This window comes from Burkholderia sp. FW306-1C-G01B (assembly GCF_058781685.1).
Genome location: NZ_JBYSWZ010000001.1, coordinates 12,407 through 34,092, shown reverse-complemented (window position 1 = coordinate 34,092; position 21,686 = coordinate 12,407). Strand labels below are relative to the sequence as shown.

The 21,686-nt window shown below is 67.9% G+C and carries 17 protein-coding genes; 13 read left to right on the top strand and 4 right to left on the bottom strand.

From position 1 onward, the window contains the following. Positions 1–112 precede the first annotated feature (112 nt). Positions 113–1,639 (bottom strand): mannose-1-phosphate guanylyltransferase/mannose-6-phosphate isomerase, encoded by a 1,527-nt coding sequence (locus AC3WLY_RS00155; RefSeq protein ID WP_310131835.1) that lies wholly within the window; start codon positions 1,637–1,639, stop codon positions 113–115. A 428-nt stretch (positions 1,640–2,067) separates the two neighbouring features. Between AC3WLY_RS00155 and AC3WLY_RS00150 the strand changes: the two genes are divergently transcribed. From AC3WLY_RS00150 to AC3WLY_RS00105, 10 genes are all read left to right on the top strand, one after another. Beyond that, positions 2,068–3,441 carry an undecaprenyl-phosphate glucose phosphotransferase gene (locus tag AC3WLY_RS00150; RefSeq protein ID WP_175958636.1) on the top strand — a complete coding sequence of 458 codons (1,374 nt, stop codon included), beginning with the start codon at positions 2,068–2,070 and terminating at the stop codon, positions 3,439–3,441. Between the two features lie 64 nt (positions 3,442–3,505). Continuing rightward, positions 3,506–4,918, top strand: coding sequence for a UDP-glucose dehydrogenase family protein (locus tag AC3WLY_RS00145; RefSeq protein WP_034185153.1), 1,413 nt, complete (start codon positions 3,506–3,508; stop codon positions 4,916–4,918). 31 nt (positions 4,919–4,949) lie between these two features. Then, the gene (locus AC3WLY_RS00140; RefSeq protein ID WP_072439345.1) at positions 4,950–5,393 is read left to right on the top strand and encodes a low molecular weight protein-tyrosine-phosphatase; all 444 of its coding nucleotides are present in this window, start codon (positions 4,950–4,952) and stop codon (positions 5,391–5,393) included. After that, on the top strand, positions 5,387–6,565 hold the full coding sequence (locus AC3WLY_RS00135) for a polysaccharide biosynthesis/export family protein (RefSeq protein ID WP_175959185.1): 1,179 nt from the start codon (positions 5,387–5,389) through the stop codon (positions 6,563–6,565). The genes AC3WLY_RS00140 and AC3WLY_RS00135 overlap by 7 nt, the downstream gene beginning before the upstream one ends. Positions 6,566–6,615: 50 nt before the next feature. Continuing rightward, complete coding sequence (locus tag AC3WLY_RS00130; protein WP_175958637.1) at positions 6,616–8,841, top strand: polysaccharide biosynthesis tyrosine autokinase; 2,226 nt, start codon at positions 6,616–6,618, stop codon at positions 8,839–8,841. Between the two features lie 62 nt (positions 8,842–8,903). Next, entirely contained in the window at positions 8,904–9,863 is a 960-nt protein-coding gene (locus tag AC3WLY_RS00125; protein ID WP_072439351.1) for a glycosyltransferase family 2 protein, read from the top strand. A 127-nt stretch (positions 9,864–9,990) separates the two neighbouring features. After that, entirely contained in the window at positions 9,991–11,127 is a 1,137-nt protein-coding gene (locus tag AC3WLY_RS00120; protein ID WP_175958639.1) for a glycosyltransferase family 4 protein, read from the top strand. A 10-nt stretch (positions 11,128–11,137) separates the two neighbouring features. Further along, positions 11,138–12,604 carry an O-antigen ligase family protein gene (locus AC3WLY_RS00115; RefSeq protein WP_204422532.1) on the top strand — a complete coding sequence of 489 codons (1,467 nt, stop codon included), beginning with the start codon at positions 11,138–11,140 and terminating at the stop codon, positions 12,602–12,604. Beyond that, positions 12,601–13,785: a glycosyltransferase family 4 protein gene (locus tag AC3WLY_RS00110; RefSeq protein WP_072439358.1), complete on the top strand. Its 1,185-nt coding sequence runs from the start codon at positions 12,601–12,603 to the stop codon at positions 13,783–13,785. Before AC3WLY_RS00115 ends, AC3WLY_RS00110 begins: the two co-directional genes overlap by 4 nt. Further along, entirely contained in the window at positions 13,785–14,951 is a 1,167-nt protein-coding gene (locus tag AC3WLY_RS00105) for a glycosyltransferase family 4 protein (protein ID WP_175958641.1), read from the top strand. The genes AC3WLY_RS00110 and AC3WLY_RS00105 overlap by 1 nt, the downstream gene beginning before the upstream one ends. A gap of 130 nt (positions 14,952–15,081) precedes the next feature. On the opposite strand, the gene AC3WLY_RS00100 is transcribed toward AC3WLY_RS00105, so the two are convergent. Then, the gene (locus tag AC3WLY_RS00100) at positions 15,082–16,323 is read right to left on the bottom strand and encodes an MFS transporter (protein WP_492308469.1); all 1,242 of its coding nucleotides are present in this window, start codon (positions 16,321–16,323) and stop codon (positions 15,082–15,084) included. A gap of 153 nt (positions 16,324–16,476) precedes the next feature. Between AC3WLY_RS00100 and AC3WLY_RS00095 the strand changes: the two genes are divergently transcribed. Continuing rightward, positions 16,477–16,947 carry a winged helix-turn-helix transcriptional regulator gene (locus tag AC3WLY_RS00095; protein WP_072439364.1) on the top strand — a complete coding sequence of 157 codons (471 nt, stop codon included), beginning with the start codon at positions 16,477–16,479 and terminating at the stop codon, positions 16,945–16,947. A 137-nt stretch (positions 16,948–17,084) separates the two neighbouring features. On the opposite strand, the gene AC3WLY_RS00090 is transcribed toward AC3WLY_RS00095, so the two are convergent. Both AC3WLY_RS00090 and AC3WLY_RS00085 read right to left on the bottom strand, forming a co-directional pair. Further along, entirely contained in the window at positions 17,085–17,858 is a 774-nt protein-coding gene (locus tag AC3WLY_RS00090) for a helix-turn-helix transcriptional regulator (protein ID WP_492308470.1), read from the bottom strand. 25 nt (positions 17,859–17,883) lie between these two features. After that, complete coding sequence (locus AC3WLY_RS00085) at positions 17,884–18,225, bottom strand: FKBP-type peptidyl-prolyl cis-trans isomerase (protein WP_006479474.1); 342 nt, start codon at positions 18,223–18,225, stop codon at positions 17,884–17,886. A gap of 572 nt (positions 18,226–18,797) precedes the next feature. Here AC3WLY_RS00085 and AC3WLY_RS00080 point away from each other — a divergent pair. Together AC3WLY_RS00080 and AC3WLY_RS00075 are read left to right on the top strand one after the other, a co-directional pair. Continuing rightward, a complete protein-coding gene (locus AC3WLY_RS00080) occupies positions 18,798–19,715 on the top strand; it encodes a metal-dependent hydrolase (protein WP_492308471.1) in 918 nt (305 codons plus the stop codon). Positions 19,716–20,185: 470 nt separating this feature from the next. Further along, positions 20,186–21,649 (top strand): sigma-54 dependent transcriptional regulator, encoded by a 1,464-nt coding sequence (locus AC3WLY_RS00075; RefSeq protein ID WP_204422535.1) that lies wholly within the window; start codon positions 20,186–20,188, stop codon positions 21,647–21,649. Positions 21,650–21,686 lie beyond the last annotated feature (37 nt).

The following is a 21,686-nucleotide window of genomic DNA, read 5'->3' as shown; positions in this document are numbered from 1 at the left end:
ATGCAACGCGCGGGCCGTCGTGTGCCACGACGCCCGCGCGGAAGCCTCGTCTTTCCATGCTTGCCACGCCGGGGGCTCCGCTGTCGAAGCGGAGCCCCCGGCGCTTGCTGCGTCACTGCCGGCCGTAGGTATCGTCGAAGCGGACGATGTCGTCCTCGCCGAGATACGCGCCCGACTGCACTTCGATCAGTTCGAGCGGCATCATGCCCGGGTTCTCCAGGCGGTGCGATACGCCGAGCGGGATGTACGTCGATTCGTTTTCGGACAGCAGGAACGTTTCGTCGCCGCGCGTGATGCGCGCGGTGCCGCGCACGACGATCCAGTGTTCGGCGCGATGGTGGTGCATCTGCAGCGACAGTCGCGCACCCGGTTTCACGACGATGCGTTTCACCTGGAAGCGCTCGCCCATGTCGATCGAGTCGTAGTGGCCCCACGGGCGATGCACCTTGCGGTGATCGGTGGCTTCCGCGCCTTGTTGCGCCTTGATGCGGCCGACGATCTTCTTCACGTCCTGCACGCGCGACTTGTCCGCGACGAGCACGGCGTCGGGCGTTTCGACGACGACGAGGTTCTGCGTGCCGACGCACGCGACGAGCCGGCTTTCCGAATGCGCGAAGGTCGATTCGGCGCCTTCGAACAGCACGTTGCCGCGGCCGACGTTCCCGGCCTCGTCCTTCTGCGAGATCTGCCAGATCGCGTCCCACGAGCCGACGTCCGACCAGCCCGCGTCGAGCGGCACGACGACGCTCTCGCACAGTTGCGGCAGGCTCGCGAGCGGCTCCATCACCGCGTAGTCGATCGAGTTCGACGGCGATGCGGCGAACGCGTCGCGATCGACGCGGAAGAAGTCGCCATCGGCCTTGCCCTGCGCGACAGCCTGTTCGCAGGCCGCGTAGATCGCCGGTTCGAGCTGGCGGATCGCCTTCAGCCACACCGACGCGCGAACGATGAAGATCCCGCTGTTCCACCAGTACTCGCCGGATGCGACGTACTGCTGAGCGAGTTCGAGGTGTGGCTTCTCGACGAAACGGTCGAGGCGGCGCACGTCGAGGTCGCCCGTCGCGGCGTCGCCGAGCGGCGCGCCGACGCGGATGTAGCCGTAGCCGGTTTCCGCGTGCGTGGGCACGATGCCCATCGTCGCGATCCTGCCTTGCGCCGCGCAGTGCACGCCGGCCGCGACGGCTGCGTGAAAGCGCGGCAGGTCGGCGACCGCATGGTCGGCCGGCATCACGGTCATCACCGCATCGTTGCCGTCGGCGACGAGCCGCAGCGCGGCGAGCGTCAGCGCGGGCGCGGTGTCGCGGCCGAGCGGCTCGAGCATGATCGTCGCGGGCTTGGCCGTCAGACGCAGTTGTTCGGCGGTCGTGAAGCGGTGATCCTCGCCGCACACGATCAGCACGTCGTCGTTCAGCGGGTGGTCGGCCGCCAGGCCGTCGAGGCGCAGCGCGGTCGACTGCAGCAGCGAATGATCGCCGAGCAGGCCGATCAGCTGTTTGGGAAAGCGTTCGCGCGACATCGGCCACAGGCGCGTGCCGGAACCGCCGGCAAGAATCACCGGCTGCACCGCGAGGCGCGTGCCGGCGGCGGGAGCGGCGGAAGAGGATTGGCGCGTTTCGGCTGCCACTGCCGGAGCATTCATGGTGACACTCTCCACGGTTGAAGTCAGTGCCTGTCGTTGTAGCATGAAGTAAATCGACAATAAAACCGGGACCATTGACTGATATTCGCCACGCATGCATCTGGAAAAATTTTCCGCGATCGCATCGGATGCAAATAAAAAAATAAAAAATAATTCCGGGCATTGTTGGTCATCCCGCGCCGGAAAAGGGCTCGCGGCGAAGGGAAAATTTCCGAAAATTTCTCGATTCCCGATCGATTCGGGAAAACCTGCCGAATTAAATCAAAAACTTCACGGCAAGAATTTCCGATTATTTTTCGAAATACTTGTGCGCTTGAGGGGCGATTTTCTTGTCGCTTCAATAGCGTCATGCAACGTTTGAATCGAATGTGCAGCACGGGCTGCACGAGGAGCTGTTCGGCAAACGCCTGTTCAAAGAGGAAGCAGACATGTTGAGCGTGCTGGCGAGAGTCATCGATATCGCGATGGTCGTGGCAGGGGCGCTGATCGCCGCTGCGCTGCACGACGGCAGCATCTGGCTCAACGACCTGCAGCGCACGACGGTGCTGTTCGACTGCCTGCTGGTCGTGGTGTTCTTTCCGGCCATCGGCATCTACCAGTCGTGGCGAGGCAAGCGTCTCGTCGGGCTGATGGGGCGCGTCGCGTTCGCGTGGCTCGTGGTCGAGCTCGCGGGCATCCTGATGAGCTTCAGTTTTCACCAGTCGGGCGACCTGTCGCGGCTGTGGCTTGGTTACTGGGCGCTCGTGACGATGGCGCTGCTCGCCGGCTCGAAGGCCTGCGTGCACGTCGTGCTGCGGCAACTGCGCCGCGGCGGCTACAACCTGAAGGCGGTCGCGATCGTCGGCGGTACGCCGGCGGCGCGGCGGCTGATCGCGCAGATGCGGGCGCGGCCGGAAGCGGGCTTCAACCCGGTATGCGTGTACGACGAAAGCGAAGCGCCGGGCGATGTCGCACTCGACGACGTGCGCATCGAGCGGCAGTTCGAATCGCTGGTGTGGCTCGTGCGCAGCCGCGCGATCCGCGAGCTGTGGCTCACGCTGCCGATCTCGGAGGAACCGAGGATTCACCAGATCGTGACGGTGTTCCGCCACGATTTCGTGAACATCCGTTTCATTCCGGACGTGCGCACGTTGTCGTTCTTCAACCAGGAAGTGGTCGAGGTGCTCGGCGTGCCGGCGATCAACCTCGCGGCGTCGCCGATCACCGACGTGCGGATCCTGCCGAAGTTCGTGTTCGACCGGCTGTTCGCGCTGGCGGCGCTCACGGCGCTCGCGCCGGTGATGCTGCTGATCGCGGGCCTGATCAAGCTGACGTCGCGCGGGCCGGTGTTCTTCCGCCAGAAACGCAAGGGCATCGACGGGCACGAGTTCGAGATCTACAAGTTCCGCTCGATGAAGGTGCACCAGGAAGCGGCGGGCACGGTGACGCAGGCGACCAAGAACGACACGCGCGTGACGCCGGTCGGCCGGTTCCTGCGCCGCACCAGCCTCGACGAGCTGCCGCAGTTCATCAACGTGCTGAAGGGCGAGATGTCGGTCGTCGGCCCGCGCCCGCATGCGCTCGCGCACGACGACATCTACAAGGATCTGGTCAAGGGCTACATGTTCCGCTACCGGATCAAGCCCGGCATCACCGGGTGGGCGCAGATCAACGGCTTTCGCGGCGAGACCGACCAGATCGAGAAGATGATGGGACGCGTGAAGCTCGATCTGTACTACATGCAGAACTGGTCGTTCTGGCTCGACATCAAGATCGTCGCGCTGACGCTGTGGAAAGGCTTCACCGGCAGCAACGCGTACTGACACAGTGCCCGCGGGCATTCCGGTTTTACGAATTTCGAATCATTGGTCAAGAGGTCGACACATCATGAATCTGACTATCATCGGCAGCGGTTACGTAGGTCTTGTCACCGGCGCATGCCTCGCCGACATCGGGCACGACGTGTTCTGTCTCGACGTCGACCAGGCGAAGATCGACATCCTGAACAACGGCGGCGTGCCGATCCACGAGCCGGGCCTGAAGGAAGTCATCGCGCGCAACCGCTCGGCCGGCCGCCTGCGTTTCTCGACCGACATCGAGGCCGCGGTCGCGCACGGCGACGTGCAGTTCATCGCGGTCGGCACGCCGCCCGACGAGGACGGCTCGGCCGACCTGCAATACGTGCTCGCGGCGGCGCGCAACATCGGCCGCTACATGACGGGCTTCAAGGTGATCGTCGACAAGTCGACGGTGCCGGTCGGCACGGCCGAGCGCGTGCGCGCGGCGGTCGCCGAGGAGCTCGCGAAGCGCGGCGGCGACCAGATGTTCTCGGTCGTGTCGAATCCGGAATTCCTGAAGGAGGGCGCGGCGGTCGACGATTTCACGCGGCCGGACCGCATCGTGATCGGCTGCGACGACGACGTGCCGGGCGAGCGCGCCCGCGAGCTGATGAAGAAGCTGTACGCGCCGTTCAACCGCAACCACGAACGCACGCTGTACATGGACGTGCGCTCGGCCGAGTTCACGAAATACGCGGCGAACGCGATGCTCGCGACGCGCATCTCGTTCATGAACGAGCTGGCGAACCTCGCCGACCGCTTCGGCGCGGACATCGAGGCCGTGCGCCGCGGGATCGGCTCCGATCCGCGCATCGGCTATCACTTCCTGTACGCCGGCTGCGGCTACGGCGGCTCGTGCTTCCCGAAGGACGTCGAGGCGCTGATCCGCACGGCCGACGAGCACGGGCAATCGCTGCAGATCCTGAAGGCCGTGTCGTCGGTCAACGCGACGCAAAAGCGCGTGCTTGCCGACAAGATCGTCGCGCGCTTCGGCGAGGACCTGACGGGCCGTACGTTCGCGATCTGGGGCCTGGCATTCAAGCCGAACACCGACGACATGCGCGAGGCGCCGAGCCGCGAGCTGATCGCCGAGCTGCTGTCGCGCGGCGCGCGCATCGCCGCGTACGACCCGGTCGCGCAGCAGGAGGCGCGCCGCGTGATCGCGCTCGATCTCGCCGATCACCCGAGCTGGCTCGAGCGCCTGAGCTTCGTCGACGACGAAGCGCAGGCCGCGCGCGACGCCGATGCGCTCGTGATCGTCACCGAATGGAAGGCGTTCAAGAGCCCCGACTTCGTCGCGCTCGGCCGCCTGTGGAAGACGCCGGTGATCTTCGACGGCCGCAACCTGTACGAGCCGGAGACGATGAGCGAGCAGGGCATCGAATACCACCCGATCGGCCGGCCGGGCTCGCGCCAGGCCGTCGCCGCGCGCGTGCCGGGCGCCGCGCGCGCGAGCGCGTAACCCTGTTTCCCGTCACCCGCTACGAGACGCCATGTTCCGGAACATCCTGATCGTCTGCCACGCGAACGTCTGCCGCAGCCCGGCGGCGGAAATGCTGTTCAAGTCGCACGCCGCGTCGCGCGGCGGCCCGCGGGCGACGTTTCATTCGGCCGGCGTTCATGCGAACGACGGCGACGGCATCGATCCGGTGATGCGGCAGTTGCTCGCGGAGCGCGGCGTCGATGCGACGACCCACCGCTCGCGGCGGCTGTCGCGCCGGATCGTGCGCGACGCCGACCTGATTCTCGTCAGCGAGCGCGGACAGATCGCGGCCGTCGAATCGGTCGATCCGTTCGCGCGCGGCAAGGTCCACCTGCTCGGCAAGTGGGAAGGGGCCGAGATTGCCGATCCGCACGGCGGCCCCGAGGCCGAATACCGCGAGAGCTACTCGCAGATCGAACGTCTGGTTCAAGGATGGCTACAGAAACTATGCTGAAACGCCCGATGCGCCCGGTGGCGCTTGCCGTCGCGCTGACGACTTTCCTGTCAGCCTGTGCAACCGCGCCCGGCAACTACCTCGACTCGTCGAACCTGAAGGACGACGGCCGCCAGCAAGCGGCCGAGACCTATCCGGTTCATTACATCGACGCCAAAGTGGTGATGGACCAGTTGCAGAAGCAGCAGGTCGACCATCCGCTGCCGCCGGGACGTTATACCGATCCGTCGCAGTACGTGTACCGCATCGGCCCGCAGGACATCCTCGGCGTCACCGTCTGGGACCACCCCGAACTGACGACGCCGCAGGGCCAGTCGTTCTCCAGCGGCGGCAACACGACGCAGACGATCGCGGGCGCGCTGCAGCAGCCCTATTCGTCGTCGCTGCCGGGCCAGGCCGATCCTTACGGCCAGACGGTGGCCGCCGACGGCACGATCTTCTTCCCGTTCGTCGGCCGCATCCACGTGGCGGGCAAGACGATCGCGCAGACCCGCGACGAGCTGGCCACGCGTCTCGCGCGCTATGTGAAGAACCCGCAGCTCGACGTGCGCGTGCTGTCGTTCCGCAGCCAGAAGGTGCAGGTGACGGGCGAGGTGAAGACGCCGGGCCCGCTCGCGATGAGCGACGTGCCGCTGACGCTGGTCGACGCGATCTCGCGCTCGGGCGGCTCGACCAACGAGGCCGACCTGCAGCGCGTGCGCCTGACGCGCGACGGCAAGCTGTATACGCTCGACGCGAACGGCGTGCTCGATCGCGGCGAAGTGCGGCAGAACGTGATGCTGCAGCAGGGCGACATCGTCAACGTGCCGGATCGCAGCGACAGCCGCGTGTTCATCATGGGCGAGGTCAAGACGCCGGTCACGGTGCCGATGCTCAAGGGCAGGCTGACCATCGCCGACGCGCTGACGGCGGGCGGCGGCATCCTCGACACCGATGCGAACCCGCGCAAGATCTACGTGATGCGCGGCATGCGCGACAACCCGACGAAGCCTGAAGTGTTCCGCCTCGACATGACGCAGCCCGATGCGTTGATGCTGTCGAGCCGCTTCCCGCTTCAGCCGCTCGACGTGGTCTACGTCAGCACGGCCAGCTCGGTGCAGTTCAACCGGGTGCTGCAGCAGGTGCTGCCGACGATCCAGACGATCTTCTACATGCGGCAAATCACGCGCTGATAGCCCGCCGGGGCGGCGCCTGCCCCCCGGCACCACTCAAGCGGGAACGAATGGTGAACACGCAAGCGAAACACTCCTACGCGGATCTGTCCGTGAAAACCGAGGAAGAGGACGTCGTCCTCGGCCAGTTGCTCCAGGTAATCATGGACGACATCTGGCTGCTGCTCGGCATCGCGGTGACGGTCGTCGCGCTCGCCGGCCTCTACTGCTACGTCGCGAAGCCGGTGTATCAGGCCGACGTGCACGTGCGGGTCGAGAGCAACGACAACACGTCGCAGGCGCTCACGCAGACGCAGACCGGCGCGACGATCAACACCGGTCCGCAGCAGGCGCAGACCGATGCGGAAATCGAGATCATCAAGAGCCGCGGCGTCGTCGCGCCGGTCGTCGAGCAGTTCAAGCTGAACTTCTCGGTCGTGCCGAAGACGCTGCCCGTGATCGGCAGCCTCGCCGCGCGCGTCGCGACGCCGGGCACGCCGGCGCGGCCGTGGCTCGGCCTGAAGTCGTACGCGTGGGGCGGTGAAGTCGCCGACGTCGATTCGATCAGCGTCGTGCCCGCGCTCGAAGGCAAGAAGCTGACGCTGACGGCCGGTCCGAACGACACCTATTCGCTCGTCGACCAGAACGGCACCCGGCTGCTGTCGGGCCAGGTCGGCGAATCGGCGCAGGGCGGCGGCGTGACGCTGCTCGTGAAGAAGCTCGTCGCGCGCCCCGGCACGCAGTTCACGGTGGTCCGCTACAACGATCTCGACGCGATCGGCGGCTTCCAGGCGGGCATCCAGGTGAGCGAGCAGGGCAAGCAGACGGGCGTCGTGCAGATCTCGCTCGAAGGCAAGGACCCGGATCAGACCGCCGCGATCGCGAACGCGCTCGCGCAGTCGTACCTGAACCAGCACGTGGTCGCGAAGCAGGCCGAAGCGACCAAGATGCTCGACTTCCTGAAGGGCGAGGAACCGCGCCTGAAGGCCGACCTCGAACGCGCGGAAGCCGCGCTGACGCAGTACCAGCGCACGTCGGGCTCGATCAACGCGAGCGAAGAGGCGAAGGTCTACCTCGAGGGCAGCGTGCAGTACGAGCAGCAGATCGCCGCGCAGCGCCTGCAGCTCGCGTCGCTCGCGCAGCGCTTCACCGATTCGCACCCGATGGTGATCGCCGCGAAGCAGCAGCTCTCGGAGCTGCAGGGCGAGAAGGACAAGTTCAGCAACCGCTTCCGCAGCCTGCCGGCGACCGAAGTGAAGGCCGTCCAGCTCCAGCGCGACGCGAAGGTCGCCGAGGACATCTACGTGCTGCTGCTGAACCGCGTGCAGGAGCTGTCGGTGCAGAAGGCCGGCACGGGCGGCAACATCCACCTCGTCGATTCGGCGCTGCGCCCGGGCGATCCGGTCAAGCCGAAGAAGGTGCTGATCCTGTCGGCTGCCGTGTTCCTGGGGCTGATCCTCGGCACGGGCGTCGTGTTCCTGCGCCGCAACCTGTTCCAGGGCATCGAGGATCCCGACCGCATCGAGCGCGCGTTCAACCTGCCGCTGTACGGGCTGGTGCCGCAAAGCGCCGAGCAGGTGAAGCTCGACGCCGCGGCCGAGAAGGGCGGCGGCCGCGCGCGGCCGATCCTCGCGAGCCTGCGTCCGAAGGATCTCAGCGTCGAGAGCCTGCGCAGCCTGCGCACCGCGATGCAGTTCGCGATGATGGACGCGAAGAACCGCGTGATCGTGCTGACGGGCCCGACGCCCGGCATCGGCAAGAGTTTCCTGACGGTCAACCTCGCGGTGCTGCTCGCGCATTCGGGCAAGCGCGTGCTGCTGATCGACGCCGACATGCGTCGCGGCCTGCTCGACCGCTACTTCGGCCTCACCGCGCAGCCGGGCTTGTCGGAACTGCTGAGCGACCAGTCGCCGCTCGAGGATGCCGTGCGCGAAACGCCGGTGCAGGGCCTGTCGTTCATCGCGGCCGGCACGCGTCCGCCGAACCCGTCGGAACTGCTGATGTCGACGCGTCTGCCGCAATACCTCGAAGGGCTCAGCAAGCGCTACGACGTCGTGCTGATCGATTCGCCGCCGGTGCTGGCGGTGACCGACGCGACCATCATCGGCCGCATGGCCGGCTCGACGTTCCTCGTGCTGCGCTCGGGCATGCACACCGAAGGCGAGATCGCCGACGCGATCAAGCGCCTGCGCACCGCGGGCGTCGATCTGGAAGGCGGGATCTTCAACGGCGTGCCGCCGAAGGCGCGCGGCTACGGCCGCGGCTACGCGGCCGTGCACGAATACCTGAGCGCCTGAGTGCAGTGTGCGAAACCGGGCCGGCGCGCAGCGCGCCAGCCCGGCCGACTGGAGAACCATCGATGAAAATTTCCGTGCTCGTCCCGACCTACCGGCGCCCGGCCGACCTCGCGCGCTGCCTGCTGGCGCTGCAGCGGCAGCAGCGGTTGCCCGACGAGGTGATCGTCGTCGCGCGCCCGGAGGACGACGCCACGCACGAACGGCTCGCCGATCCGGCGGTCGGCGGCGCGCTGCCGCTGCGCATCGTGCCGGTCGACGTGCCGGGGCAGGTCGCCGCGCTGAACAAGGGGCTCGACTCGGCGAACGGCGACATCGTCGCGATCACCGACGACGATGCGGCGCCGCACCCCGACTGGCTGGCGCGCGTCGAGTCGGCATTCCAGGCCGATCCGCGCGTGGGCGCGGTCGGCGGGCGCGACTGGGTGCACGAGAAAGGCCGCGTGCTCGACGAATCGCGCGAACTCGTCGGCCAGCTCACGCTGTCCGGCAAGATCGTCGGCAATCATCACCTCGGCGTCGGCGGCGCGCGCGAAGTCGACATGCTGAAAGGCGCGAACATGAGCTACCGCCGCGCCGCGATCGAACGGCTGCGTTTCGATACGCGGCTGCGCGGCGCGGGTGCGCAGGTGCACAACGACATGGCGTTCAGCATGCGCGTGCAGCGCGACGGCTGGAAGCTCGTCTACGACCCGGCGATCGCGGTCGATCATTTCCCGGCCGAGCGCTTCGACGACGACCGGCGCGACGCCGCTTCGCTGAATGCGATCAGCAACGGCGCGTACAACCTGCATCTGATCCTGCGCGAGCATCTGCCGCCGGTCCGGCGCGAGATCGCGTGGTGGTGGTGGACGCTGGTCGGTACGCGCGTCTATCCGGGTTTCGCGCACGTGCTGCTGTCGCTGCATACGGCGCAGCGCAGCCGGATCCGCGAGCACTGGCGCGCGGTGCGCCGCGGCGCGCGCGACGCACGCCGCGCGAACCTTGCCCCCCACCGTGCGGCGATGCCGCCGGTGACGTCTTGAACGGGCTGCGCGCATCGCGCGCGGCCACCCCCGGAGGGCTCGAAATGAAACAACCCCCACGCGCGCTTTGCGCGCTGCCCCCCGAGGGGGCGGTCTGCCTCCTTGGGGCGGCCCGGCGGAGGCTGACATGACCACAACGAAAGTCCACGTCCACCTGTTTTACGGCGCCGATCCGCGTACCTACCGGAAAGGCGAGAACATCGGCTGCCTGTACGGCTATCACCATGCCGAATCCGACGAATTCCGGCTGACCTATTCGCAGGACGGCGGCGAGAGCCGGGTCGCCAGCCTCGCGCGCCGCGCGCTGAAGGCGGCGCTCGGCTTCGACGTCGTGCATGCATGGCGCAACCGCGCCGCGCTGCTGAACACCGACGTGATCTGGACGCATACCGAGCAGGAGCATCTCGCCGCTGCGCTGATCCTGAAGCTCGCCGGCGCGCAGGGCAAGCGCCCGCTGCTGCTCGCGCAGAGCGTGTGGCTGTTCGACAAGTGGGGCAGTTTCGGCGGCGCGCGCCGCTGGCTGTACCGCAAGCTGCTCGCGCGCGCCGACGCGCTGACCACGCTCGCCCGCGACAACGCCGAGCTGTGCCGCCGCTACCTCGGGCGCGATGCCGAGTTCGTCTATTACGGGCTGAACACGCAGGATTTCCCGCTTACCGAGCCGCAGCAGTGGCAACCGAACCGGCCGCTGCGGATCGCGGCGATCGGCAACGACCGCGACCGCGACTGGCGCACGTTCCTCGCCGCGTTCGGCGGCGACGAACGCTACGACGTACGGCTCGCGACGCGGCGCCGCGTGCCGCGCGAGTGGCATGCGCCGAACGTGAAGATCGGCTCGGCGTCGGGGCTCGCGAAGCAGCACGAGCTGTACGCGTGGGCCGATGTGATCGTCGTGCCGCTGCGGCCGAACTTCCACGCGTCGGGCATCACCGTGATGCTCGAGGCGGCGGCCGTCGGCAAGCCGATGATCGTGTCCGACGTCGGCGGCCTCAGCGACTACTTCCCGCACGATACGGCCGCCTATGTGCCGGCGTTCGACGCGCAGGCGATGCGCCAGGCCGCCGATCGCTTCGTCGCCGATCCGGTCGCGGCGCTCGGCTGCGCGCGGGCCGCCGCCGCGTGCCTGCGCGAGCGCGACCTGACCACGCAGGCGTTCGCCGAGCAGCACGTGCGGATCACGCGCGACCTGCTGCGACGGCGCCGCACGCCGGCCGCCGCGGGCCTGGCGATGCCGCTTGCGGATTCGCGTCCGTCGTCGCGGTGAGAGCGGATCGATGAGTACGATTGCCGCCGAACGCGCACCGTCGCGCAACCGCAGCTGGTTTGCCGAACCGAAGCACTGGGCCGGGCAGGCCGGGCTGTGGTCGTTCACCGCCGTGCTGATCGCCGCGCACCAGGGCAAGGTGCTGACGCTCGCGTTTCCGGTGCTGGCGATCGCGGTGGGCATCTGGCTGTATTTCAAGAGCCCGGCGCGCTATGTCGGCTTCATGTGGTGGGTGTGGTTCCTGAGCCCGGAAGTGCGGCGTCTCGCCGACTGGTCGAAGGGCGCGTTCACGCCGACCAGCCTGATCCAGGTCGCGCCGCTCGCGGTGACGATGATCGCCGGCTTCGGGCTGATCCGGCATTACCGCGTGCTCGCGCAGCGGCGCGGGATTCCGGTGCTGCTGATGCTGTTCGGGCTTGCGTACGCCTATCTCGTCGGGATCGTGTCGAGCGGCGTGATGGCCGCGACCTACGACCTCGCGAACTGGGTGTACCCGGTGCTGATCGGCTTTCACATCATGGTCAACGCGCGCGACTATCCCGAGTACCGCGACGTGCTGCTGTCCACGTTCATGTGGGGCATGCTCGTGATGGGCGTGTACGGCGTCGTGCAGTACTTCGTGATGCCGCAGTGGGACGTGTTGTGGATGATCGGTTCGGACATGGGTTCGCAGGGCGAGCCCGTGCCGTACGGCGTGCGGGTATTCAGCACGATGAACTCGTCGGGGCCGTTCGCATTCGCGATGATGGGCGCGCTGGTGTTCGTGCTCGCGGCGCCGCAGAAGATCCGCTGGTTCGCGGGCGCGGCCGGGTTCGTGTCGTTCGCGCTGTGTCTCGTGCGTTCGACGTGGGGCGGCTGGGTGATCGCGCTCGCGATCCAGCTCGCGCAGTCGAACAACCGCGTGCGGATGCGGATCCTCATCAGCGGCGTCGTGCTGGTCGGGTTATGCGTGCCGCTGCTGACCGTCGGGCCGGTGGCCGATCGTCTCGGCCAGCGTCTCCAGTCGATCGTGAACCTGAAGGACGACCGCAGCTACGACGACCGCAACAAGTTCTACGCAACCTTCGCGCAGACGGCGTTTACCGACGTCGCCGGTGAGGGGATGGGCGCGACGGGCGCATCGACGAAGCTGTCGAGCGACAGCGGCGAGCTCGGCAAGTACGGCAGCTTCGACAGCGGCGTGATGAACGTGCCGTTCGTGCTCGGCTGGCCCGGCACGCTGCTGTATCTCGCCGGCGTCGTGATGCTTTTCGGCCGCACGCTGCGCGCAGCGTTCAAGCTGCGCAAGGACAAGTTCGTCGGCGCGTGCCTGAGCCTGTGCCTGTCGACGTTCGCGATGCTCGTGTTCACGAACTCGCTGATCGGCACGGGTGGCCTGCTGATGTTTACAGCCATTTTTTCGATACTTTCCGCGGCGCACTGGCAGAAGGCGCAACGCCTGCTGGCCGCCGCGCGTTCACGGGGAGGCGACCTTTGAGAATCGCGATCGTCACGCATGTCGTGCGACATAACGACGGGCAGGGCCGCGTCAATTACGAAATCGCGCGCGCGGCGCTGGCCGAGAACTACGAAGTCACGCTGGTCGCATCGCACGTCGCGCCCGAGCTGCTGGCCGACCCGCGCGTGCGCTGGGTGCCGGTGAAGGTCGGGCGCTTCTGGCCGTCGAATCTCGTCAAGCAGCAGGTGTTCGCGCTGAAGAGCGCGTGGTGGCTGCGCGCGCATCGCGGCGAGTACGACGTGCTGCACGTGAACGGCTTCATCTCGTGGATCAAGGCCGACGTGAACACCGCGCACTTCGTGCACGGCGGCTGGTTCAGGAGCCCGTACTATCCGTTCGGGCTCACGAAGGGGATGTGGTCGGCTTACCAGTACGTCTATACGCGCGTGAACACCGCGCTCGAGCGCTGGGCATACCGGCGTTCGCGTGCGATCACCGCGGTGTCGCAGAAGGTGGCCGACGAGATCGCCGCGCTCGGCATCGACAGCCGCAAGATCAGCGTGATCTACAACGGCGTCGACGGCAGTGCGTTCGCGGGTGCGCAGGCCGACCGCGCGGCGTTCAAGCTGCCGGACGACGCGTTCCTGCTGCTGTTCGTCGGCGACCTGCGCACGCCGCGCAAGAACCTCGGCACCGTACTGAAGGCGCTGACGAAGCTGCCGGCGAACGTCCATCTGGCGGTGGCAGGCTATCTGCCCGGCAGCCCGTATCCGGACGAGGCGCGCGCGCTCGGCATCGATTCGCGCGTGCATTTCCTCGGCCTCGTGAAAAACATGCCGACGCTGATGCGCTCGGTCGATGCATATGTATTCCCGTCGCGCTACGAAGCGATGAGCCTGTCGCTGCTCGAGGCGATGGCGGCCGGACTGCCGGTCGTCACCGCGCGCACCGCGGGCGGCGCGGAAATCATCACGCGCGAATGCGGGATCGTGCTGGAGGATCCGGACGATCCCGCCGCGCTCGCGCAGGCGATCGGTTCGCTCGCGGCGTCGCGCGACACCTGCCGCGCGATGGGCGGCGCGGCTCGCGAACTGATGACCCGTTTCGGCTGGGCGCACATGGGTGCCCAGTACGTCGCGCTCTACCGGCGCATCGGCCAACCCACGCAGCCGTCCGCGTTCGAGCGGGTCGAGCATGCAGTCACGCAGGAGCAATCGTGATGTCCCAATCTTCCCGGCCGATCAAATCGTTGCAGATCGGTATGCACTGGTTCCCCGAACGTGCGGGCGGCCTCGACCGGATGTACTACTCGCTCGTCGGCGCGCTGCCGGGCGCGGGCGTGGAGGTGCGCGGGCTCGTCGCAGGCTCGCCGAAGGTCGCCGACGACACGGGCGGCGCGATCCAGGGCTTCGGTCCCGCGTCGCAGACGCTCGCGCGCCGGATGCTCGCCGCGCGCCGCGCGCTGCGCGAGGAGATCCGCAGCGAGCGGCCGGACGTGATTTCTTCGCACTTCGCGCTGTACACGTTCCCGGGCCTCGACGTGACGCGCGGGATTCCGCAGGTGTCGCACTTCCAGGGGCCGTGGGCCGACGAAAGCCAGGTCGAGGGCGCCGCGTCGCTCGGGCAGCGCGCGAAGCGCTATCTCGAGCAGGCCGTCTATACGCGCTCGTCGCGGCTGATCGTGCTGTCGCAGGCATTCGGCCAGATCCTGACGAACCGCTACGGGATCGAGCCGTCGCGCGTGCGCGTGATTCCCGGCTGCGTCGATACCGCGCAGTTCGACACGCCGCTCACGCCCGCCGAGGCGCGGCACAAGCTGCAACTGCCGCAGGATCGGCCGATCGTGCTGGCCGTGCGCCGGCTCGTGCGGCGCATGGGGCTGGAGGACCTGATCGACGCGATCGGCCTCGTCAAGCACCGTCACCCGGACGTGTTGCTGCTGATCGCCGGCAAGGGCAAGATCGGCGAGGAATTGCAGCAGCGTATCGACGCGGCGGGGCTGCAGGACAACGTGAAGCTGCTCGGCTTCGTGCCCGACCATCATCTCGCGGCGCTGTACCGCGCGGCGACGGTCAGTGTCGTGCCGACGGTCGCGCTCGAAGGCTTCGGGCTGATCACCGTCGAATCGCTCGCGTCCGGCACGCCCGTGCTGGTCACGCCGGTCGGCGGGCTGCCGGAGGCGGTGGCCGGGCTGTCCAACGATCTCGTGCTGCCGTCGACCGGCGCGGACGCGATCGCGGAAGGGCTCGGCGGCGCGCTGTCGGGTGCGATCGCGCTGCCCGACGAGGCCGCGTGCAAGCGTTATGCGCGCGATCATTTCGACAACGCGGTGATCGCGCGGCGCGTCGCCGGCGTGTACGAAGAGGCGATCCAGGCGGCAGGTTGAGCGCCCGCGGCGCGCACCGTGCGTGCCGTACCGAAGGTCGAACCGGTGCGCGTGCGCGGCCGGTTCGCGCACCGGCCGCCCGCTATGGGCGCGCCGGCTTTCCCCTCCCGATCCGCATCGCCGGCACGCGTCACGCGCGCCTGAGCGTCGCGGCCCACACGCCGAGCGCGGCCACGCTCACGACCGCGCCGAGCGCGCAGACGCCCGGCCATCCGGCGCGCGCATACATCATCGTCGACGCAATCGCGCCGAGCCCGCTGCCGGCCGAGTAGAACAGCATGTAGCAGCCGACGAGCCGTGCATGCGCGTCGGGCCGCGTGCCGAGAATCATGCTCTGGTTGACGACGTGGACGGCCTGCCCGCCGACGTCGAGCAGCACGATGCCGACGATCAGCAGTGCAATCGACGTATTGCCGAACGCGAGCGGCAGCCATGAGCACGCGAGCAGCGCGAGCGCGGCGCCGGTCGTCGCTTCGCCGCGCCCGCGATCGGCAAGCCGGCCCGCGCGCGTGGCCGCCGCCGCGCCCAGTGCGCCGACGAGGCCGAACGCACCGATCTGCGTATGCGACATCGAATGCGGCGGTGTGCTCAGCGGCAGCACCAGCGCGCTCCAGAAGATGCTGAACGCCGCGAACATCAGCAACGCGATCGCGCCGCGCACGCGCAGCACGCGGTCGTCACGCAGCAGCGACACCATCGATCGCAGCAGCGCCGCGTAACCGATGCGTTCGCGCGGCCCGTTCGTGTCGGGCAACAGCCGCGACAGCACGGCGAGCATCGCGATCGCGAGCGCACCCGAGAAGAGATAGACCGCGCGCCAGCCGGCAATATCGGTGACGACGCCGGCCACCGAGCGCGCGGCCAGCAGCCCGATCACGACGCCGCCCTGCGCGGCGCCCACCACGCGCCCGCGTTCGCCGGCGCCCGCGAGCGCGGCCGAGCACGCGATCAGCCCTTGCGTCATCGCGGTGCCGAGCAGCCCGACCGCGACCATCCCCGCCAGCAGCGCGATGCGCGTCGATGCCGCCGCCACGCCGATGCAGGCCGCCATCAGCAGCAGAAGCTGCACGGCGATCAGGCGTTTGCGGTTCAGCAGATCGCCGAGCGGCACGACGAACAGCAACGCGAGCGCGCAGCCGAGCTGCGTGGCGGTGATGACGCCGCCGACCGCGGCTTGCGACACGTCGAAATCCCGCGCGATCGAATCGAGCAGCGGCTGCGCGTAGTAGACGTTCGCGACGCTCGCCGCGCAGCAGACGGCCAGCAGCGAGACGCGGGCCGCGGACAGGCGGTCGTCGCCGGCCGGATGCGCCGTGTGCGATGCATTCGCTGCATTCGACGCAGCGGTGCTTGAATGACAGGAAGGCGCCATCGGTTTCCTCACGCAAAGTAGTTGCAATTTGAAACTGGTGTGAGTGTAGGGAAAGTAGTTTTAAAATGCAACCTGTTGTGCGGCGGGCGACGGGCCCGCGCACGGACGGCCGGCGCTGCCGCGAGGGCGGCCGGCTAGACTGCGGAGAGGAACATGGCCAGGCAGAAAAGTCTTGCGGATTCGCCGTGCCCGGTGGCGCGGGCGACCGATATCGTCGGTGATCGCTGGGCGCTGCTGATCGTGCGCGATGCGTTCGACGGCGTGCGCCGCTTCGGCGATTTCCGCGCGAGCCTCGGCGTCGCGAGCAACATCCTGTCCGACCGGCTCAGGATGCTGGTGGACGCCGGCGTGTTCGACGTCGTGCCGGCGTCGGACGGTACCGCGTATCAGGAGTACGCGCTGACCAAAAAGGGCGAGGGGCTGTTTCCGGTCATCGTGATGCTGCGGCAGTGGGGCGAGGCGAACCTGTTCGCGCGCGGCGAGCCGCATTCGGTGCTGGTCGACCGCAATACGGGGCGCGCGATCCGCAAGCTCGCGCTGCGGCACGACGATGGCCGGCCCGTGAAGGCGGCCGAGACGGTCGTGAGGAAGGTCGGCGACGAAGCGGGCGCGACGCGGCGGTGAGCACGACGCGCTATGGCGCGGATTGCGAGCGGAAACGAAGCGGGGCGACGAAGGTTGCGGCCGGACCGGCTCGAACGCGGTTTGCCGAACCGTGCGGCTACGTGGATTGACGCGTGTTCAGGGCGACGGATTCGCGCTCAATGCCGCTCGCCGCGCCAGCGTCCCGGCGCAACGCCGAAGCGCTTCGTGAACGCATGCGTGAACGTGCTTTGATCCGCAAAGCCGACCATGCCCGCGATGTCGACGAGCGGATGCCGGCCATCTGCGAGCAGTACGACCGCCGCGTCGAGCCGCAGCCGCTGCAAATAACGATGCGGCGTTTCGCCGAACGCGTCGACGAACAGTTGATGAAACCGGCGCATCCCGTAGCCGCAGTGCGCGGCGAGATCGGCGATGCGCAGCGGCTCGGCGAGCCGCGCGCGCAGCCAGCGGTCGATGCGCGCGAAATCGAGGCCCGACGCGGGCGCGGCGATGCCGGCATCGTCGATGAGCGCGCCGCACAGGCGTGCTGCGGCCTGCCACTGGAAACGGTGCGCGGCTGCCTGCCGTGCGTCGCCGACCGGCGCATCGAGTTGCGCGGTCGCGGCCGCGACCTGCGCGACGAGCGCCGTCAGGGCCGGATCGATCGACACGGCGCGTGCGCGGTCGAACAACCGCTGCGGCACCGCGAGCGATGCCGCGGGCAGGTCGATCACGAGCTGGCGATTGTCGCCGAGGCCCGCATAGTCGTGGCGCGCGCCGGCCGGAATCAGCCACGCCGCGTGCCGGTCGATGCGCTGGCCGATCCCGTCCACCGCCATCACCATCGCGCCATCGACGCCGAGCACGACCTGGTGGAAGTCGTGCACGTCCGACGCTTCGCACGTGTCGTAGCGGCGCAGCGCGATGGCGGGGGAGGCGATGCGTTCCATCGGAAGGAGACGGCCGGGTGCGTCGTCAGACGTCGAGCAGTTCGACTTCGAACACGAGCGTCGCATTCGGCGGAATCACGCCGCCTGCGCCGCGCGGGCCGTAGCCGAGTTGCGGCGGGATCGTCAGGCGGCGCACGCCGCCGACCTTCATGCCCTGCACGCCTTCGTCCCAGCCCTTGATGACCATGCCGCCGCCGAGCACGAACGCGAACGGGTCGTTGCGGTCCTTGCTCGAATCGAATTTCTGACCGTCGGTCAGCCAGCCCGTGTAGTGGACGCTGACGGTCTTGCCGGCTTGCGCTTCCGCGCCGGTGCCTTCGGTCAGGTCTTCGTATTTGAGGCCCGATTCGGTCGTGATGACAGACATGACTACTCCTGAAAGAGGGTTGCGTAAGACCGCTATTGTAGGCGAGCCCGCAGCGGGCCGTCGCACGTGGCTTTCACCCGCCGGTACGCGTGTCGCGGACGGCTGCGAGGCGCCGCGCCCGCGATCGCCGAAAATGCAAATGGAACGCGTGTTTGAATTTTTCTCGTGCCGCGCGACCGAGGTTGCACCGTGCGAGTGCGCCGCGCGTATGAATCGGTGCTGCCGGGGCGGTATGCCATATGCCGCGCGCCGCCGCCGGATTCGTCGAAATGCCCGTCGCGCGGGGCGTTCGGGCAGATGGCGAGTCGCAGCGCCGAGCGCCTCGCGTCGCTTGCAGGCCGTTCGAATCGCGGCCCGCCCGGGCGTTGTTCGAACGTCGTTTTTCCCGCCTTTCCGACCGTGGCCTGTTTGGAAGCGCGCATCTACCGCGCGGCTTGCGCGCGTCGGCGCGGGCGGCCTATCTTTACATTTGTCGATGTCAAGATTTTGGCGGTGCGCGATGCGCCGCCGGGGCCTGCGCCGGCCGCGTCGGACGACGCGCCGGGCCGCTCCGGAACAGGAGAACGATGAACATGAAGTCAGCCGCTTCCGCTACCGCAGCCGGGATCATGCCGGTGCGCCGCGACCTGCGCTTCGATCTGCCGGTCGAACGCGCGAAGGACTGGCATGGCCTCGGGTCGCACGTGACCCATTTCTTCAACGCGCTGTCGCTGCTGTTTCCGGCCGGCGAGCGCTTCTTCATGGACTCGGTGCGCCATTACCGTGACCGGATCGACGATCCCGTGCTGAAGCAGCAGGTGCTCGGCTTCATCGGCCAGGAAGCGATGCATACGCGCGAGCACGTCGAATACAACGAGCTGATGCAGGCGAACCGTTTGCCCGCGCGCAAGCTCGACAAGCGCGTGTGGGCGGTGCTCGGCTACATGAAGCGCAAGCTGCCGCATTCGGTGCAGCTCGCGCAGACGGTCGCGGCGGAGCACTATACGGCGATGCTCGCCGAATGGCTGCTGCGCGACCCGACGCGCCTCGAAGGCTCGGTCGAAGGCTACCGGCAGATGTGGATATGGCACGCGCTCGAGGAAACCGAGCACAAGGCCGTGTCGTTCGACGTGTGGAATGCCGTGATGAAGCCGGGACTGCGGCGTTACCTGATCCGCATCGGCGTGTATCTGCTGACGACGCTGACGTTCTGGCCGGCCGTGTGCCTGATGCACGCGACGCTGTTGTGGCGCGATCGCGGCGCCGGACATCAGGTGCGCGGGATGCTGCGGACGATCGCGTTCCTGTACGGGCCGCGCCGCGGGCTGTTCCCGCGCATCGCGGGTGAATGGCTGAGCTTTTTCCGGCCGGGCTTCCATCCATGGGATCACGACAACCATCACCATCTCGCGCGGGTCGACGCGCTCGTTGCCACCTACGGCGAACACGGCGGTACGCCGGTCGGCCGCGGCCGCGCGAACGCGCTGGCGCCGGTCGCATCGGGCCGCTGACACAATCCGTTTCTGACACGAGCCGTCGCGCTGCCATGGACGGCGTCGGGCCGCGCATGTTGCGTTCCTGCATCATGCCGGCTTCCTCCGACGATTGACCGAAATCAACCGGAACCGGTTGCGCGGGCATCCGGCTGTCCGGCCGACCGGCCGCGCACACCCCCGCCGGCGTACCGATTCTGCGTGCGCCGCATCGCACCCTAACGCCGCGCGCCAGCACCGGCGCGGCTTTGCGCACAGCGCGCCTGCCCGTTCCGGGTTCGCGCCGCGCCCGCCACCGGGATAACACCCATCTAGCCGCAGGCCGGCCGCGTCGATATACCGTTCATGACAACCTCAATCTCATGCACGATTCATGCGCAGGGGGATTTTATTCGGACGGAAATGCGGCCAATATGTCAGTTCGATCGTGGTCCGTCGTATGCGTCGGCGAGCCGGCGCACGATACCAACGCCAAGCGGGGAACAACGATGGTTGCAAGGTCACCCGACGCAAACGGGAATGCGGCGCCCGAGACGACGCCCGTGTCCGTCACCGCTCCAGAGGCCGGCCGCAAGCTGTTCGTGATCATGCGTACGCCCGACGAGCCGCTGCTTGCGCAACTGCGGGGGCTCGGCTGGGAGATCACGGTCGCGAAGACAGCCGGCGCTGCGCAGAACATGACGTCCGGCGTAATCGTCGCCGCCGGGCTGGTCGATTTCACCGGGTTCACGTCGCGCGACTATCCGGCGCTGAAAGCGTGTCTGAGCCAGCCTGCGATCGGCTGGATTTCGATCGCGCAGGCCGGCATCACGATCGGTCCCGCCGTGCGCGAACTGATCCGCAGCTATTGTTTCGATTACGTGACGCTGCCGCTGCCCTACGAATGGATTTCGCATGTGCTCGGCCATGCGCGCGGGATGGCCGCGCTCGACCGCGTCGACGGCGCAGCCTATGCGGCGTCGATCGGCGAGCACGGCATGATCGGCAACTGCGAGGCGATGCAGCAGCTGTTCAGCACGATCCGCAAGGTCGCGAAGACCGACGCGAGCGTATTCATCTCCGGCGAGTCGGGCACCGGCAAGGAGCTGACGGCGCTCGCGATTCACGAGCGCTCCGGCCGCGGCAAGGGGCCATTCGTCGCGATCAACTGCGGGGCGATTCCGCATCACCTGCTGCAGTCGGAGCTGTTCGGCTATGAGCGCGGCGCGTTCACCGGCGCGAACCAGCGGCGCGTGGGCCGGATCGAATCGGCGAACGGCGGCACGCTGTTTCTCGACGAGATCGGCGACATGCCGGTCGAGAGCCAGGCGAGCCTGCTGCGCTTCCTGCAGGGAGGGAAGATCGAGCGGCTCGGCGGACAGGAATCGATCGCGGTCGACGTGCGGATCATCTCGGCGACGCACGTGGATCTCGACGGCGCGGTCGAGACCGGGCGCTTCCGCGCGGATCTCTATCACCGCCTGTGCGTGCTGCGCATTCACGAACCGCCGCTGCGCGCGCGCGGCAAGGACATCGACATCCTCGCGCATTACGTGCTGCAGAAGTTCAAGGCCGACAGCGGCCGCAAGATCAGCGGCTTCACGTCGGCCGCGCTCGACGCGATGCGCCGCTACGAGTGGCCCGGCAATGTGCGCGAGTTGATCAACCGCGTGCGGCGCGCGATCGTGATGGCCGAGAGCCGTCTGCTGACGCCGCACGATCTCGGGCTCGAGACGCCGGGCGAAACCGAACCCGTGACGCTCGAACAGGCGAGGGCGCTCGCCGAGCGCACCGCGATCGAGAATGCGCTGCTGCGCAACGATCACCGGATCAACAAGGCTGCCGCCGAACTCGGCATTTCGCGCGTGACGCTCTACCGGATGATGATCGAGCACGGGCTGAACGATCACGACAACAACGGCGGGCACGACGGCGCGCCGTCCGGCGACGCGGGGCATCAGCGCGTCGGGTGAGCGGCGCGTCAAGCGCGTGAACCGGTTCGGTGTCGGG